We start from the raw sequence: 16,719 nt of genomic DNA, 5'->3' as shown, positions 1-16,719 counted from the left end.
CTTTTATCCTAAATTAATTGTTACTCCTGTTGGGTCGCTGCTTCTTCTGATTTTATTTTTTCAATAACCTCCTGTAAACGCGCTAAGGGGGTGTATCCCTTTGCAATCATATACAGTTGTTTCCCGGTATCTAATATTGCAGCCGGAAATCCGGTAATTCCCCATTGTTGTACCATTTGAAACTCCTGTTGTGTGGCGTAGCGGTTATGTTCATCCGCCATTTTCGCAACAAATTCGGCAGCAGGAATATGGTATTTGGTGGCAAGTTGTTCGTATATCGCGTTATTATTCAGGCTGATACCTTCATAATTTAGTGCTACCTGCATATCATGTGCAAAATCAATGGCTTTGTCCGGTTGGTATTGTTTGAAAACAGTGAGGGCCACACTGGGTTTCACAGAATCCATGATTTCCTGCGATGCGAGGAATTGATGAAGAAATGGTGCTCCGAATTTAACCCCGGTAGTTTCTTCAACCCGTGTATGTGCCTGTAGTATATACGCATGCATAGAAGAGGCCGGGCGCCGGTTATCTCCTGTGAGCATACCCCCGGAAAGAATTTCAAAATCCATTTTCCCGGCGTATTGTTGCTGTAGTTGTTGTATTACCGGTGTAAAACCATAACACCAGCCACAAATGGGATCATATATATAAATGAGTTTCATTTTCAGTTGTTTTAATAAAAGCTATTCCTGTATATTGTTGAAATAATCGGATTCATACAAGCTCCGGGATAATGCGCGGTGTTTTTTGACTGCTGTAACGGATAATCTTATCCCTATGTATAAAGAAACAAGTGATCCTCCCAGTAATAATAAATTGTTACCCAGGAAAAGGAAAAAATCAAAGGTACCGTGGAAAAACACAGCAAGGAATAAGCCATAAAAGAGGTAAGTGCCACTTTGTCCGGGTTTGAATTTAGCCAGGCCTGCATAATGTCCCATCAGTATTGCAAAAGTAGCATGTGCAGGTACAGAAAGGAACATGCGTGCTATACCGGTACCTACTCCGTACTGCAATACATACACGATATTTTCAGCTGTAGCAAATCCCATCCCTACCATAACAGCATAAACAATACCATCGTAAGGTTCGTTAAATGCTGGTTTGGGATATGCATAATACCGCAGTACCAGAAATTTGCCTAATTCTTCTGATAAGCCTACTACAGCATAGGCAAATATTGCGGTGCCTGCTATTGAACCCGGATTTTCCCGTAATCCGGCACTCATAGCCAGGAATTGTATTACTAAAGGAAAGCAAACACATAATATTCCCAGCAAAAAGCTACGGATCAGCAAGCCTAAAGGTTCCTTATCGTATTTATCCATAGCGTAAATGAACAGGCATATAGCTAATCCCGGAGCAATGGCGAGTGCAAGGAGCAGCAGCATATCAGATATTTTTCAGTTGCTTTCGTTGTTGTATAAATGTTTCAAACATGGGAAGTGAATAACTGCTTAGGTTATTTTTGCTGGTAACACCTCCTTTTTGCGCGGCGAGGGTCCCAAAACGTATATCCTTGTATCCCTCAATACTGTGTGCATCCGGATCAACGGAAATCAGTACATTCTTTTCCAGGGCATAAGGTATCCATTGCCAGTCAATATCTAAACGCCGGGGATGGGCATTCAGTTCAATAACTACCTGATGTTGTGCGCAGGCATCTATGATCTGCTGATGATTGACCGGGTAACCGTTTCTGCTTAAAAGCAAACGGCCGGTCATATGTCCGAGTATAGTGGTGTAAGGATTTTCTACTGCCTTTAACAGGCGGGACATGGCTTTTTCCTCACTCATCTTCAGATTTGAATGGACGGAGGCAATAACGAGGTCGAAAGAAGCCAGGATTTCATCAGGATAATCCAATGTCCCGTCATTGAGGATATCGGCCTCTATGCTTTTAAAAATGCGGAAAGGGGCCAGTTGCTGATTGAGCAGCGCGATCTGTTCATGTTGTGCTGCTATCCTTTCCACACTTAATCCATTGGCATAAAAAGCGGATTTAGAGTGATCACTGATGACCAGGTATTCAAATCCTTGTGCTTTAGCTGCTATGGCCATTTCTTCGAGAGAAAACAACCCATCGCTCCACTGGCTATGGGAGTGAATAATCCCTTTAATATCCGCAGTTGTAATGAGTGTGGGAAGCTGGTGCTGGCGAGCCTGGACTATGACCTGCGTACCTTCGCGGAGGAAGGGAGCTATATATTGCATACCTGCTTTCTCAAAGATAGCTGCTTCAGTTTCGCTCTGAGCTATGTGTTGCTCTCCACCTGCAGCATAAAATTGCTTCAGAAAGTCTTCAGATCCGGTAGTAGTAAAAAGGGTAGCTGCAAAATCAGCCGGGCTGCAGGCATAAATTTTCACTTTGGCCTGCTGTGCCTGCTGCCATAATGAGGTGTTGTCTGTGGTTTCCAGTAAATGAAAGTCGGGTAAGGTAGCGAGGTAAGATTGTATCGCCTCCAGCGGCATGCCTATTACCAGTTCCACTTCATCAATGATAATTTCATTCCTGCGGAATTTCCCCGTGAGGGCTACCGGAGCAGGAGCGAAGGCGGATTGCAGTGTTTGTGCTAAGGTAAGCGCAAAGGTTTCTACCTCAGCATAGAGAAAGCGGGCCTTATTGGAAAGATAGAACTCAATATTTTGCCTGACACTTTCCTGGGTTTTTTCACCAAAGCCTTTGAGTAATAACAGGCGGTTTTCATTACAGGCGTAGAGCAGTTCCCCCATGCTTTCAATTTCCAGCTCTTTCCAGATAGTGGCAATCTTTTTGGGCCCCAGGCCCTTTATTTTCATGATCTCCAGTATTCCGGGAGGGGTTATCTGCAAATAAGTGTCGAGTAGGGCAAAGTGATTGGTTTGCAACATTTCCTGTATGCTTTTGCCCGTAGATTCACCAATACCTTTAATGCGGAAGATATCTTCCGGTGCCGTGTCTTTCAATTGTACCGGTAGTTTATCAACGGTAAATGCTGCGTTGGCAAAAGATTTGGCTTTAAAACTATTCTCGCCGTGAATGTCCATTAATTTGGATAGCAGGGAAAAATTATCTGCAATAGTACTGTTGTCCATTAGATGATATGCTTTTAGCTGGAGCAGTTAGCTTTCAGCAGGTGGCCTCAAAGCTAACCCGGGAAAATGTAATTATGAAATTAGCTTTTTGTTGGGGGATATGGGGAGTGGGTATAAAAAAAAGATCCCGGCATTTGCCAGGATCTTTTATAACTACGGTTGTAAATCCAATTTTACATTGCTGGAGATGCAGGCGCAGCTGGTGCTGGAGCTGGTGCTTTTTTCTTAGCAGCAGGTTTTTTAGCAGCAGGTTTTTTAGCGGCAGGCTTCTTAGCAGCAGGTTTTTTAGCAGCTGGTTTTTTAGCAGCAGCTTTTTTCTTTGGAGCAGCTTTCTTAGCAGCAGCTTTTTTAGGAGCGGCTTTCTTAGCAGCAGCTTTCTTTGGAGCAGCTTTCTTAGCAGCGGCTTTTTTAGGAGCAGCTTTCTTAGCAGCAGCTTTTTTCTTTGGAGCAGCTTTCTTAGCAGCGGCTTTTTTAGGAGCAGCTTTCTTAGCAGCTACTTTTTTCTTTGGAGCAGCTTTCTTAGCAGCAGCTTTTTTAGGAGCGGCTTTCTTAGCTGCAGCTTTCTTTTTAGGCGCCGCTTTTTTAGGAGCAGCTTTTTTAATTGTTGCCATTGTTTTTTGAATTTGGGTTAGTAATTAAATTGGGTATTAAAAAAAACTTTATGGCAAACACTACGCTTAAGCTTCTACTTGCGCAGTGGTGTCAAATGCTTTAACAGAAATAGTAGTCCTGTTCTGGCGACCTTTCCTGAATTCAACCACACCATCAGCAATAGCGTAAATGGTAAAATCTTTACCAACGCCTACATTCTGTCCAGGATGATACACCGTACCTCTTTGGCGAACGATAACGTTACCAGCCAATGCAGGTTGACCACCAAAAATTTTCACTCCAAGCCTTTTGCTTTGAGAGTCACGGCCGTTTCTTACACTACCTTCACCTTTTTTATGTGCCATTTTATTATAATCTTTAAACTTTAGTCAATAGAAAATTAAGCGATTTCGTTGATCTTGATCTTTGTAAAATGCGTACGGTGACCCACTTTCTTTCTGAAGCCTTTTCTTCTCTTCATTTTGAAAGCGATAACCTTGTCGCCTTGAACATGTCCTAAGATCTCTGCTTTAACTACTGATTTTACATCAGTACCAACGGCCAGCGTACCAGCATTGTCTGTTAACAGCACTTCAGAAAACTCAACGCTATCTCCTACATTACCCTGTAACTGCTGTACAAAAATTTCCTGGTCTTTTTGTACCTTAAATTGCTGACCTGCGATTTTTACAACTGCAAACATAATTATCCAAAATATAATTTCCGCAAAAGTACCACTTGTTTTTTTAATTAACAAAGTTTTCTGGCTATTTTAAATTCTTATGTGTAAGCAAGTGGAATTAACTGTACAAGAACTTAATATTTTTCAAAGATACGTAGTTTCTTCAATTTTAGATTATTTTAACAAACTATTATAAGATATATCTATGTCTTTTTTACACAGTGTATAAGCCCTCCCACACTATAACGAGCATATTTACAGGGTTTTGCCTGTTGTAACAGGGCTTTCCCGCCGGTAAAAACCAGTTGTTACCATGCCCGAAAAACCTTTATCTTGCCATGCAAAGGAGCACAATTTTGTATACTTTTGTCGTTTACTTCCGTGTGTTTACCTTGTTTTGGCTGTGCGTTTCTACTAAAACCAAACAAACTGCCATATCGCATACCCCTCTGAACAGGGAGGTTGCAGACTGGTTTCATGGTAGTTGGCAAAATTATTTCAACTATTTTTAAAATATAGGGCATGAAGTTTAAATCACTGCTGGCCAAACCATTTGCTTCCATTGTAAGTAGCAGAATAAGGAAGGAAATGCAAAGGGCGGTGGAAGACCAGGATTCAATCTTAACGGATTTAGTTAAAACAGGCAGGAAAACCGACTTTGGAGCAGATCATAAGTTTGAAGCGATACAATCATATACTGATTACAAGCAGGCTGTACCTGTACGTGACTATGAGCAGTTTAAACCTTATATTAACCGTATTAAGGAAGGCAAGCATAATGTACTTTGGAAAGGGGTACCTATTTACCTGGCTAAAACTTCCGGCACTACCAGTGGGATCAAATACATCCCCATTACCAAAGAATCTGTTTCCAATCATATAGATACCGCCAGAAATGCATTGTTGAATTATATGGCGGAAACGGGAAATTCTTCCTTTGCTGATGGAAAAATGATCTTTTTGTCAGGATCTCCTGAACTGGAAAGAGTAGGAGGAATCCCTACCGGCCGGCTCAGTGGTATTGTGAATCATCATATCCCAAGGTATCTGCGCACCAATCAGCTGCCTTCCTACGAAACCAACTGTATTGAAGACTGGGAAACAAAGCTGGATAAAATAGTTACAGAAACCATCAATCAGGATATGACATTGATCAGTGGCATTCCACCATGGGTCCAGATGTATTTTGATCAGATCATGGCCCGGAGCGGTAAGCTGATCAAGGATGTATTCAAAAACCTGGATGTACTGGTCTATGGCGGGGTTAACTTTGAACCCTACCGGGCAAAACTACTGGGTTCCATAGGGAAGCCTATTCATACACTGGAAACATTTCCGGCTTCCGAAGGCTTTTTTGCTTTCCAGGACTCACAAACAGAAGAAGGATTATTATTAAATACCAACTCCGGCATCTTTTACGAATTTATCCCCGCCAATGAAATCTTTAATGAAAACCCTACCAGGTTATCTTTGAAGGAAGTGGAAGTAGGGGTAAATTATGCTTTAATTATTAACAGCAATGCCGGACTTTGGGCATATAACATTGGAGATACCGTTAAATTTGTTTCCACAAACCCCTACCGCCTGGTAGTTACCGGCCGTATCAAACACTTTATCTCTGCTTTTGGGGAGCATGTGATCGGAGAGGAGGTAGAACATAGCCTTATGAAGGCAGCAGCAGAAGAAAATGTGCATATTACTGAATTTACAGTGGCACCAAGAGTACAAACGGATGGAGAATTACCATATCACGAGTGGTTTGTGGAGTTTGAAAATATGCCGGAAAACATGCAGGCGTTTGCTATGAAGGTGGACCATAATTTACGGCAAAAGAACATTTATTATGACGATCTGCTGACCGGAAATATATTACAACCCCTGAAAATCAGGCCGGTACGCAAACAAGGATTTATTGATTATATGAAAGCAATTGGAAAATTGGGTGGACAAAATAAAGTACCCCGCTTAAGTAACGACAGAAAGTTGGCGGATGAATTGTTGCAATACCTTCAATAATTGCCCCAGACTCCATTAATTACCATATTCCGTAGTGTATTCAGGGAATGGCTGGCATTCTTTGTATTTTTTAATGAATAATAGCATAAATGAGTAAGAAAAACATCGCCATTTTAGGATCTACCGGATCCATTGGCATTCAGGCACTGGAAGTGATAGCAGCACATCCCACTAAATTTAATGTGGAAGTGCTTACTGCACAGCAAAATGCCGACCTGCTGATAGAACAGGCATTGAAACATATGCCTAATGCCGTGGTGATAGGGGATGAAACCAAATATCAACAGGTAAAAGATGTTTTATTTGATAAAGGCATAAAGGTCTTTGCCGGAGCAAAGGCTATTGTGGAAGTAGCGGCCTGGGATTCTGTGGATATGGTGCTGGCAGCCATTATGGGCTTTGCCGGTTTGGCACCTACTTTATCTGCTATAGAGCAGGGAACACCGGTGGCATTAGCCAATAAGGAAACCCTGGTAGTGGCCGGGGATATTGTAATGGCTACTGCCAGGAAGAAAAATGTGCCTATTATCCCGGTAGACTCAGAACATTCCGCTATTTTTCAATGTTTGCTGGGAGAAACATTCAGTGAAGTGGAAAAAGTAATCCTGACTGCTTCCGGTGGCCCCTTCCTGGGTAAAAAGCCTAATTTCCTGATCAATGTAAAGAAAGATCATGCGCTGCAGCACCCTAACTGGAGCATGGGAGCCAAAATAACGATCGATTCCGCTACCCTTATGAATAAGGGGCTGGAGATGATCGAGGCGCGCTGGTTGTTTGGATTAACGCCCGAACAAATCGAGGTAGTGATTCATCCTCAATCTATTATACACTCCATGGTACAGTTTTCTGATGGCTGCCTCAAGGCGCAGATGGGACTCCATGATATGAAACTGCCTATCCAATATGCTTTAGGCTATCCGGAACGCTTATCCAACGATTTTCCAAGGTTTTCCTTCCGGAATTACCCTTCCCTCACATTTGAACAACCCGATACCAAAACTTTCCGTAACCTTGCCATTGCGACAGAAGTACTGAAAACAGGCGGAAATGCTGCTTGTGTCATGAATGCAGCCAATGAAGAAGTGGTGCATGCATTCCTGAAAAACAGAATTGGTTTTTTACAAATGACAGAGGTAATCGAAGAGACAATGGCCAAAGTTCCTTTTATTGAAGTGCCAACCTTACATGATTATTATCAGAGTGATAATGCCGCCCGTGAGCATGCTGCCGCACTTATTAATGCCATTGTGATATAGTAAATTAACAAATTTTTTCAGGTAAAGGTGTGGGAAATCCAATATATTACCACAATATTTAAAAAAGTAGAACGAAATAATGACTACACAGGAAATATTGGTGAAAGCCGGGCAGTTAATCTTATCCCTGTCTATATTAGTAGTGCTGCATGAACTTGGGCACTTTATCCCGGCCAAGCTGTTTAAAACCAGGGTAGAAAAGTTTTATCTTTTCTTTGATCCTTGGTTTTCGCTATTTAAATTCAAAAAGGGAGATACGGAATATGGAGTGGGCTGGTTACCCTTAGGAGGGTATGTGAAGATTTCCGGTATGGTGGACGAAAGTATGGACAAAGAGCAGATGATGCAACCTCCCAAACCATGGGAATTCCGCTCTAAGCCCACGTGGCAGCGTTTGATTATTATGATCGGCGGGGTTACTGTTAATATCATCCTGGCTTTTTTCATATACGCTATGATGCTCTGGTATTGGGGAGATACCTATCTGCCGGTACAAAATGTGAAAAATGGTATTGCAGTTGACTCTCTGGGTCAAAGTATAGGTCTGCGCGACGGGGATGCCATCATTGCTGTAGACAGCGCAGCTATTCAGAAGTTTCATACTATTTCCGGAGAAGTAATTTTAAGGGAAGCCAAAACTATACAAGTCATGCGGGATGGGCAGGAATTAAGTCTGCCAATACCAGATGGGTTCATCCGGGCACTGATTAAGCAAAAGACGCCTTTCGCATACCCCCGCTTTCCCTTTGTAGTAGATACCTTTACCGAAAAGTCTGCCGGTGTAAAAGCGGGCATCAGAAAAGGTGACCAGGTGATTTCCCTGAATGGTGAACCCACACCTTATTTTAGCGATTTTGTTAAGGAAATTAAGAAACATAAGCTGGAAGAAATCAGTGTTGGTGTGATACGGGGTGGCGATACGCTGCAAATTGCAGCCAAAGTTCCTGAAGAAGGGGTACTGGGGATTGCTCCCCAAAGCTTGTCACATTTCTTTGAGTTCAAAACACAACGATATACTTTCTTAGAGGCCATTCCTGCAGGATTTAATAAGTGTGTGGATATGCTGGTAAAATACATACAGCAGCTGCGCCTCATTTTTGTATCCAAGGAAGTAAAAGCAAGTGAATCAGTAGGTGGATTTATGAGTATTGGTAATATGTTTCCTGGTACGTGGGATTGGGTAGCATTCTGGGAAATGACCGCACTGTTATCTATTATCCTGGCGTTTATGAACATACTGCCAATCCCTGCTCTGGATGGTGGACATGTATTGTTTTTACTGTATGAAATGGTCACCGGCCGTAAACCCAACGAAAAATTCCTGGAATATGCACAGATCGTAGGGATGGTTATTTTATTAGGCCTGTTACTCTTTGCCAACGGTATGGATTTATGGCGTAATATTTTCAGTAAATGGTTTGCATAATATAATTGCTGAATGCTCAATTGCAAATGAGCTGTTTGCAATTGGGCATTCGTAATTCTCTGATATATATCGTATCTTTGTATAGTTGAAAGAATTGGGGTCGCCTGGTTTTGACAGCATAGGGTCTTTGAAAGTGTAAGCATGTCGTGCGTTGGATAATTAGCACGTTAATCTGAATATTCAAACTTCAAATGGCGAATCTAACTACGCCATGGCTGCCTAATCAGCGATTAGCGCACCCATTATAGCCGCCTGAGTTGCTGCCCGCTGCAGCTCCCGCCGCTGAATCAAAAAAACTAGCAGGATAGGTACTCATGGTTTCTGTGAGTGAGTGCTGAAGCTCAAACGGATAAGGACGAGGTTGGTTTGTTATGCTCCTGCCAAGTCCCGACAACCCAATGCATAAATAAACATGTAGAAAGCTTTCGGAGAATATGTTTGGACGCGGGTTCGATTCCCGCCGACTCCACAAAACAGAATATTTATTTAAAAAAGGTGAGTTCCAATGGACTCACCTTTTTTTGCTTACCATTATTCAGTTTAGTATTCACTCTGCATTGTCTTTCAAGTTGAAATCATTAAAGAGCTGGAATTTCGCAGCTTATTCAAAGAAAGTAGCCTTATTACTGGCCCTGGAGCCAGAGCTTAATATATCCTTGGGAACCAAAAAAGTCCATAACCCGAAATATTCGGATAGTTAAGCCGGAAAGGAAGGATGTATTCTGATATTTTCATATCTTAATATATTAATTACATCATTAAATTTTCTATATGGAAGACTGGAATACGTTGCTCGCAAAAATAAGAGATTTTAATAATGAACGAGACTGGAGCCAGTTTCATAACAAGAAAGATTTAGCACTAGCTATAAGTATAGAGGCAGGAGAACTTAATGAACTATTTCTTTGGAAACAGGCAGATGAGGCAGATTATGAAAAAGTGAAAGATGAATTGGCCGATATTATAACTTATACCTTATTATTGGCTGATAAATATGGATTTGATATCAATGAAATCGTTAGCCAAAAGATAGATAAAAATGCTTTAAAATACCCAGTAGAAAAAGCAAAAGGTAGCGCTAAAAAGTACAATGAACTTTAGAGATGAATAAAGAGTTCGATATTATAAACATTCGCTTTACTGATGCCCTCCATAAGTGCCTTGACGAATATTCATTCTGCCAGGATTTATGGCCTGTTGTTTATTTGCTGAGGGAAAATAAAAAGAAAAAATGCGATATGTATATAGGTGAAACTATCGACATTTCTACTAGGTTAACCTATCACCTAAATGATCCTTCGAAGCAAAAGTTAGATGAGGCCTACGTGGTTTATGGAGATAAATTCAACAAATCTGCTACTTTAGATATAGAAGCTAGAATTATCAGATATATGGCTGGTGATGGCGTTTATTCATTATTAAATGCGAACATAGGTTTAGCTGAGCATAGTTATTACCAGAGAGATGAACTATATCGGGAAATATTCAAATCTATTTGGGACGAATTTCGCCACATGGGTATTGCTAAACATACAATACGCGAAATAGACAATTCTGATCTCTTTAAATACTCACCTTACAAAGCACTAAGCAGAGATCAAACACAAAGTTTGATCAAGATCCTAGAAACATTATTAAACGATAACTATAAACGTTGTGTTATTGAAGGTATATCGGGAACAGGCAAGACAGTATTGGCCGTTTTTTTATTTAAATTATTACATACACCTGAGGAAAATTTTAACTTTACAGTTTTTGGCCCTGAAGATCAGCATATTGTTGAATTGGTAAAAGAATTTAAAAAGAAAAAAGCGAGCCTTAGAATGGCTTTAATAATTCCCATCGAGCCCTTTAGGGATACCGTTAAACATATTTTCAATCATGTTAAAGGATTAAGCGCTGAAATGGTGGTAGGCCCTGCAGACTTGGCTACTAGTCACTATGATATTATATTGGTAGATGAAGCACATAGACTACGACAAAGACTTAATCTCATGGCAAAGCATTATGGTATTTTCGATAAGATCACCGATATACTGAACTTAGATAGAAAGACTGCTACGGAATTGGATTGGGTTCTTAAAAGATCCAATAAAACCGTTTTGTTTTATGATGAATTTCAGTCAGTAAGGCCTGGAGATGTACCTAAAGAAAGGTTTGATGAACTAAAAAATGAAAGTCAAACTAAAATAGAATTTTTACACTCTCAATTTCGTGTTAGAGGAGGGCTGAAATATGTAAAATTTATAGATAAATTACTCAGATGCCAGTTGCCAGCTCCAACTGAAAAAATAACCTTTAAAAAGTATGACTTCCAGCTTTTTGATGACTTGGGAGAGATGATCGATCTTATCAAATTAAAAGAAATGGAATACGGATATGCAAGAACAGTAGCCGGCTACGCTTGGCCATGGCCCTCAAAAAAAATCACAATACCTTTGATATAGAAATAGGATCATTGAAATTAAAATGGAATAGCGTAAGAAAGAACTGGATTAATTCAAAAAATGCCATTAACGAAGTTGGTTGCATTCATACTGTTCAAGGCTATGATCTCAACTATACTGCTATCATTTTTGGAAAAGAAATTAGTTACGACAAACTAAAGAATGAAATTTTCATAAGAAAAAATAACTATTATGATATCAATGGAAAGAAAGGCGTCAAAAATGATGAACAGCTAAAAGAATTTATCTTAAACGTATATAAGACACTAATGTTACGTGGAATCCAGGGAACATACTTGTACGTGTGTGATGAGGCACTGCGTGCCTATTTTGCTCAATATATTCCAGTTTATTCAACTATAAGTTTACAGAGGAATGGCGCAAAGTTAGTTTCACTTAAGGGTAACTATGTGCCTCTATATGAGCCCCAGGTAGCTGCGGGAGAATTTAGCGAACAACAAATTGTAACTGACTCTGTAGAATTAATTTCTGTCCCGGAAGAGATAAAGATATCGAAAGACCATTTTGCCTGTAAAGTAGTAGGAGAATCTATGAACAAGGTAATCCCTAATGGCTCCATTTGTTTGTTCAGGAAGTATAATGGCGGAAGCAGGAATGGGGAGATTGTATTGGCTTCTCATACTAAAATTCAAGATGTTGATTTTGGTCCACAATTCACTATTAAGCAGTATTTTAGCGAGAAGACTATTAATGATGATACCTGGCATCATTCAAGTATCATCCTAAGGCCCCTTTCACACGATCCTCGCTATGAAAGCATAATCCTAGAGTATGATGAATTGTCAGAGTTTAAAATATATGGTATCTTCGAAAGAATATTATAACCGCAACATTTTTAAATGCCCCATCAGATATTCATCTTCCTTTCTTACCCCAGTCGTTTCCATTATTTAGAGTAGCATGTTAAGAATGTATCTTCTTAGCAAAAGCTCGATGTAATCCCTTCCCCCCTCCACTAAATTTGATTTTTAGGATACAAGCTATATTTTGGGATTTCATAATAATTTAGTGTGGTAGTGGTAAATCAGCCATGAAAGCATTAACGTGGCCCCAACTTTTAATGAATATTGATTGCCAAATTTGTCTGTTCCCATTTGTGTTCCGTAGGTAGGCTCAGTTGTAGATATGCTGTTTCTCAAGAATAATATAACAAGTGAAAAATGATCCGGTAGGATTGCTTAATTTTAAGCAGAAAGTAAGCATTTTAATCTGAAGCCAGTCATTACTCTTAACCTTGATTATATCAACCTTATACAGACATGCAAATCTTATTGAAAGATGGACAAAATATTAGCGAAAGTAATCAGTAAGCTGGATAAAGATAGGTTTATTGATCAGATAGCGACTGAACTATCGGGGACGGAGTTTAATTCTTTGATGCTGGAAATTTTCAGAAAACGAGCAACAGTTATTCAGCCTGCAGCACTGATGGAAGCATTTGAGAAAAACCGCTTTGTACAACCAGGCAGAAATGCTACAATTAAAAGCAGGGAGATGGAGTTGGAGTGGTTGAAACATGTGCACACCCAAGGTTTCCATGCGCTTACCTTATCCCCGGTAGCTCCTATTGGCTGTTGCGCTGCTGTGGCTACCGTAAATCAGAATAAGGTGCTCAGTAGCCTTAAGGGCACCGAGGTAGTGGCAGACGCTTCCAATATGCTGGCTTTAAAAATAGCACAGGATTTTAAAGAAGAAAAGAATAAAGATAGGATAGTGCAGTATGCAACGGTACATAGACATATCAGAGCGCAGGCATATAATAATCCGGATTATGCCGCCCATTTCTCTGTCCTTTGTATGGCATCAGGTGGTTTTGACAGAGGAGGCTATAATTTTGAAATAAATCAACTTAACCTTCATATGGCAACGCTTTGGACCCTACTGAAGAAAGCGCTTCCTATGGAAGAAATGACCATAAAATTTTATCTCAAATCAACCGATGAGCAGTTTGCTGCACTATTACAACAGGAAGGGCATGTTTGGAGCTCATTAAAATATGAGCTGATCAGTGACCTGAACAAACCATATTACCATACCGTACAGTTCAAAATATTTATTACAGTGGATAATATTGAAATGGACATAGCGGATGGTGGTTTTGTTGACTGGACCCAGCAACTGATTCCAAATAAAAAACATCGGCTGATAATAAGCGCAGCTGGCCTGGAGCTCGTTCAACTTTTATTATCCCGGAAGAGCGCGCAATGATTTTCATTTTACCTTGCAACACCAGGAAAACGATACTTAGAGTGCTTGCTGGTTGATTACTCCTTTGAGTCTGTACCCACAAATTTTAAAACCTGCTTTTAATAATGTGGCCTTTGATATGCTGTTCTTTATATTACATCTGGCTGCGGGTACCCTTCCCATAAGGTAGGCCTCCTTTTTTAGTTCTTGTACGATGAGGCTGCCAAGCCCTCTTTGACGATATGGCTCTTTTACTTCATAATACAGATCCGCGTAAGGCATATTGTAATTGAGCATTAAACCACCTGAGGCTACTACCTCACTATGTTGTTTTAACAAATATGGATAGTCATCATTTTGTTGAATGCTCTTGATCAATATTGTATCCGGAATTGTAAAACTGGTTTGGAAACAATCTTCAAAAAGTATAGCCTCTGCGTCAATATGCTGCGAATGCTCATATAGGAGGGATGACAGTAACAGATCATTGCTTTGGCATTCAATAAACGTAGCGTGAGATAGCGCATGCAATTGAGAAAAGAATACCGTACTAAATTTTCGATATAGAGGAATCATGTAGAATTCAAAAACAGTATCCCGATCTGTTCTGTTATTCTGTCCCCATATGGCACCGTAACCAACTTTTAAATCATCCATTAAGAACAGGTAAGTATCTGCCCAGCCATACAAATGACATTTGTTGAGGATGAACTGAAAATTGGTTTCCTGTAGAAACAGGATGCGGAGATCCTGGATATTGGCTAATTCTGTTTGAATTACTTTTATACCCATCGTGATGTATTAGGTGGCTGAAAGAAATATACTGCTCCTGGTATTTATACTTTTTTCTGCTTTTCCTCTTCCTGTGCTTTCAATTTCTTTTTAACAATATCTGCCGGATATTTTAATGCCAGTTGTCTGATCTCATAACTAAAGTCAGCAAAGGTTTCTTCCCATAGGTGGGCTTCTTCTGGTGTGTATTCATAAAAACCATGTGCATTGGCTACTCCTCTTCCACCTGCTTTAACAATATCGTCAATCAATTTAGGTACAGCAGTGGAGTTATTCAGTTCGGGGAACAGATCTTTCATCACATTGTGATAAGCCGGTACTCCCGTCAGGTCCATCCAGCGAAAAATACCTACGAGTGTCATAAAGTAGCCCGCATTATTACGGCAGGCACGGTCCACATCCTCCACGGTGGCATATCCGTTTTCTACCAGGGAGAATGCTTCCCGGTACATTGCATACATGATCCGGTTTGTAATAAATCCCCTGATATCTTTGCGCACGAGTGTGGGCTCTTTTCCCCAGAGATGGGATAAGTCGTACAGATATTCGCCCAGTTCAATATTGCTCAGGTCGCCACAGATCACTTCCAGGAAACGGGTAGTATGTGAAGGTTCTGCCCAGTGCAGCCCGAAAAATCGTTCCGGATGTTGCGTCAATTTTTGTAGTATGCTGATGGGGATTGCAGAAGTATTACTTACCAGCAGGCAGTTAGTGTCTACAATAGCCTCTATTTTTCCATATACTGTTTTCTTGATGTCCAGATTTTCAATGGTACTTTCAATCACCAGCTTACAGGGGCGCAGCGAGCTAAAATCTTCAGTGATCAACAGGGATTGTAAGAGAACATCCGGGTGCTTATCGGTGAGGCCTTCCTGCCAGGACCTTTGCAGATGTGCTGCAATTCGCCCATGCGCATGCGTCATGTCAGCAGGAATAGGGGCTATAGCCATTACGGGATGACCAGCCATCAGCAGGCAGGCAGTGATACTGCAGCCCATTAAGCCAAGACCAACAACGCCTACCGGGATATCTTTGGGTTCCATCTATTATTCGTTAAGAGGTGATTTAATTTCTTAAAACTAAACTATTCGTGCCAGGAATGCAATAGCCGTTGTGCCATAAGCAGGCACACTTTTCCGGACTTCAACTGCAGCAGCAACTATATCCCCTCCTTTTTTGTTAAATTACTATTGAAAGTGCCTTCTCTTCACATTTTAATAGATATGTTATGGGGAATACTGCCTTAAAACAGGGAAAATGGCCGGAGCTGAAGTTTGAGGATTGGAAAGATACTTTGGCTACGGTACACTTATGGACACAGATTGTGGGAAAGATACGCCTGCGAAAAATGCCCTGGTTAAACCATTCCTGGCATGTTACGCTATATGTTACGCCGTATGGTTTAAGTACAGGTAGTGTGCCATACCAACATGGCATCTTCCAGATCGACTTTGATTTTATTCATCATCAGCTCGTTATCATTACCAGTACCGGCAAAAAAGAAACAATGCGGCTGTCACCCAGAACAGTGGCCGATTTTTATGGGGAATTGTTTGAGAAATTACGGGCATCAGGGGTTGATGTGGTTATTTATGGTGTGCCAAATGAGCTGGAAGAGGCTATTCCTTTTGAAAAGGATGATGTTCATAAATCTTATGACCGGCAGAAGATGGAAGATTGCTGGCAGGCGCTGGTAAATATCCATAATGTATTTACCCGTTTTAAGGCCCGTTTTACAGGAAAGTGCAGCCCGGTCCATTTCTTTTGGGGAGCCTTTGATCTGGCTGTTACCCGCTTTTCTGGCAGAGATGCCCCCGAACATCAGGGAGGTGCGCCTAATATGCCGGTAAAGGTAATGCAGGAGGCTTATTCCAAAGAGGTAAGTTCCTGCGGATTCTGGCCTGGCAACGAGCAATATCCACATGCATCTTTTTACGCTTATTGTTATCCAGCTACGCCTGATTTTGGTAAGCAGCCTGTTAGCCCGGAAGCGGCTTTTTACAGCCAGGAAATGGGAGAGTACCTGTTGCCGTATGAGGTGGTACAGCAGGCGGGTAATCCGGAGGAAGTGTTGCTGGCATTTCTGCAATCTACCTACGAAGCGGCCGCCAATACAGGCCACTGGGACCGCCATGCATTGGAATGCGATCTTTCCAGGTTTGAAACCCCATAACAGCGACTGTTCCTGAATACGTATATACTGTACCGGTAGACGCTTCAGCG

At 41.0% G+C, this 16,719-nt stretch carries 15 protein-coding genes, 1 other RNA gene and 1 pseudogene; 9 read left to right on the top strand and 8 right to left on the bottom strand.

Going from position 1 to position 16,719, the window contains the following annotated elements; all coding sequences use genetic code 11:
* Nucleotides 1–20 precede the first annotated feature (20 nt).
* The 6 genes from ABR189_RS13690 to rplU form a co-directional block, all read right to left on the bottom strand.
* Nucleotides 21–665, bottom strand: coding sequence for a DsbA family protein (locus ABR189_RS13690; RefSeq protein ID WP_354661067.1), 645 nt, complete (start codon nt 663–665; stop codon nt 21–23).
* 21 nt (nt 666–686) lie between these two features.
* Nucleotides 687–1,394, bottom strand: a complete 708-nt coding sequence (locus tag ABR189_RS13685) for a PrsW family glutamic-type intramembrane protease (RefSeq protein WP_354661066.1) — start codon at nt 1,392–1,394, stop codon at nt 687–689.
* A 1-nt stretch (nt 1,395) separates the two neighbouring features.
* Nucleotides 1,396–3,078 (bottom strand): helix-hairpin-helix domain-containing protein, encoded by a 1,683-nt coding sequence (locus tag ABR189_RS13680; protein WP_354661065.1) that lies wholly within the window; start codon nt 3,076–3,078, stop codon nt 1,396–1,398.
* A 173-nt stretch (nt 3,079–3,251) separates the two neighbouring features.
* Nucleotides 3,252–3,689 carry a histone H1-like repetitive region-containing protein gene (locus tag ABR189_RS13675; RefSeq protein WP_354661064.1) on the bottom strand — a complete coding sequence of 146 codons (438 nt, stop codon included), beginning with the start codon at nt 3,687–3,689 and terminating at the stop codon, nt 3,252–3,254.
* 66 nt (nt 3,690–3,755) lie between these two features.
* Nucleotides 3,756–4,034: a 50S ribosomal protein L27 gene (gene rpmA / locus ABR189_RS13670; protein WP_354661063.1), complete on the bottom strand. Its 279-nt coding sequence runs from the start codon at nt 4,032–4,034 to the stop codon at nt 3,756–3,758.
* 35 nt (nt 4,035–4,069) lie between these two features.
* Complete coding sequence (gene rplU, locus ABR189_RS13665) at nt 4,070–4,426, bottom strand: 50S ribosomal protein L21 (RefSeq protein ID WP_354661062.1); 357 nt, start codon at nt 4,424–4,426, stop codon at nt 4,070–4,072.
* A gap of 447 nt (nt 4,427–4,873) precedes the next feature.
* Here rplU and ABR189_RS13660 point away from each other — a divergent pair, with 447 nt between their 5' ends.
* The 8 genes and pseudogenes from ABR189_RS13660 (at nt 4,874) to ABR189_RS13625 (ending at nt 13,725) form a co-directional block, all read left to right on the top strand.
* Complete coding sequence (locus ABR189_RS13660) at nt 4,874–6,367, top strand: GH3 auxin-responsive promoter family protein (RefSeq protein WP_354661061.1); 1,494 nt, start codon at nt 4,874–4,876, stop codon at nt 6,365–6,367.
* Between the two features lie 89 nt (nt 6,368–6,456).
* Nucleotides 6,457–7,623 carry a 1-deoxy-D-xylulose-5-phosphate reductoisomerase gene (locus tag ABR189_RS13655; protein ID WP_354661060.1) on the top strand — a complete coding sequence of 389 codons (1,167 nt, stop codon included), beginning with the start codon at nt 6,457–6,459 and terminating at the stop codon, nt 7,621–7,623.
* Between the two features lie 79 nt (nt 7,624–7,702).
* A complete protein-coding gene (gene rseP / locus ABR189_RS13650) occupies nt 7,703–9,049 on the top strand; it encodes an RIP metalloprotease RseP (protein ID WP_354661059.1) in 1,347 nt (448 codons plus the stop codon).
* A gap of 96 nt (nt 9,050–9,145) precedes the next feature.
* Nucleotides 9,146–9,521, top strand: a transfer-messenger RNA (tmRNA) gene (ssrA, locus tag ABR189_RS13645).
* A 299-nt stretch (nt 9,522–9,820) separates the two neighbouring features.
* Nucleotides 9,821–10,150: a nucleotide pyrophosphohydrolase gene (locus ABR189_RS13640; RefSeq protein WP_354661058.1), complete on the top strand. Its 330-nt coding sequence runs from the start codon at nt 9,821–9,823 to the stop codon at nt 10,148–10,150.
* A gap of 2 nt (nt 10,151–10,152) precedes the next feature.
* A pseudogene (locus ABR189_RS13635) lies at nt 10,153–11,747 on the top strand (DUF2075 domain-containing protein); the annotation flags it as partial.
* Between the two features lie 18 nt (nt 11,748–11,765).
* Nucleotides 11,766–12,341, top strand: coding sequence for a LexA family protein (locus tag ABR189_RS13630; RefSeq protein ID WP_354661085.1), 576 nt, complete (start codon nt 11,766–11,768; stop codon nt 12,339–12,341).
* A 454-nt stretch (nt 12,342–12,795) separates the two neighbouring features.
* A complete protein-coding gene (locus ABR189_RS13625; RefSeq protein ID WP_354661057.1) occupies nt 12,796–13,725 on the top strand; it encodes a hypothetical protein in 930 nt (309 codons plus the stop codon).
* A 36-nt stretch (nt 13,726–13,761) separates the two neighbouring features.
* Here ABR189_RS13625 and ABR189_RS13620 read toward each other — a convergent pair whose 3' ends face one another.
* A complete protein-coding gene (locus ABR189_RS13620) occupies nt 13,762–14,496 on the bottom strand; it encodes a GNAT family N-acetyltransferase (RefSeq protein ID WP_354661056.1) in 735 nt (244 codons plus the stop codon).
* Nucleotides 14,497–14,540: 44 nt separating this feature from the next.
* Nucleotides 14,541–15,539, bottom strand: a complete 999-nt coding sequence (locus tag ABR189_RS13615) for a 3-hydroxyacyl-CoA dehydrogenase family protein (protein ID WP_354661055.1) — start codon at nt 15,537–15,539, stop codon at nt 14,541–14,543.
* A 185-nt stretch (nt 15,540–15,724) separates the two neighbouring features.
* Here ABR189_RS13615 and ABR189_RS13610 point away from each other — a divergent pair, with 185 nt between their 5' ends.
* The gene (locus ABR189_RS13610; protein WP_354661054.1) at nt 15,725–16,669 is read left to right on the top strand and encodes a DUF5996 family protein; all 945 of its coding nucleotides are present in this window, start codon (nt 15,725–15,727) and stop codon (nt 16,667–16,669) included.
* Nucleotides 16,670–16,719 lie beyond the last annotated feature (50 nt).

Origin of the sequence: Chitinophaga sp. H8 (genome assembly GCF_040567655.1) — a bacterium.
GTDB lineage: Bacteria > Bacteroidota > Bacteroidia > Chitinophagales > Chitinophagaceae > Chitinophaga > Chitinophaga defluvii.
This window is presented reverse-complemented; position numbering and strand designations above follow the sequence as displayed.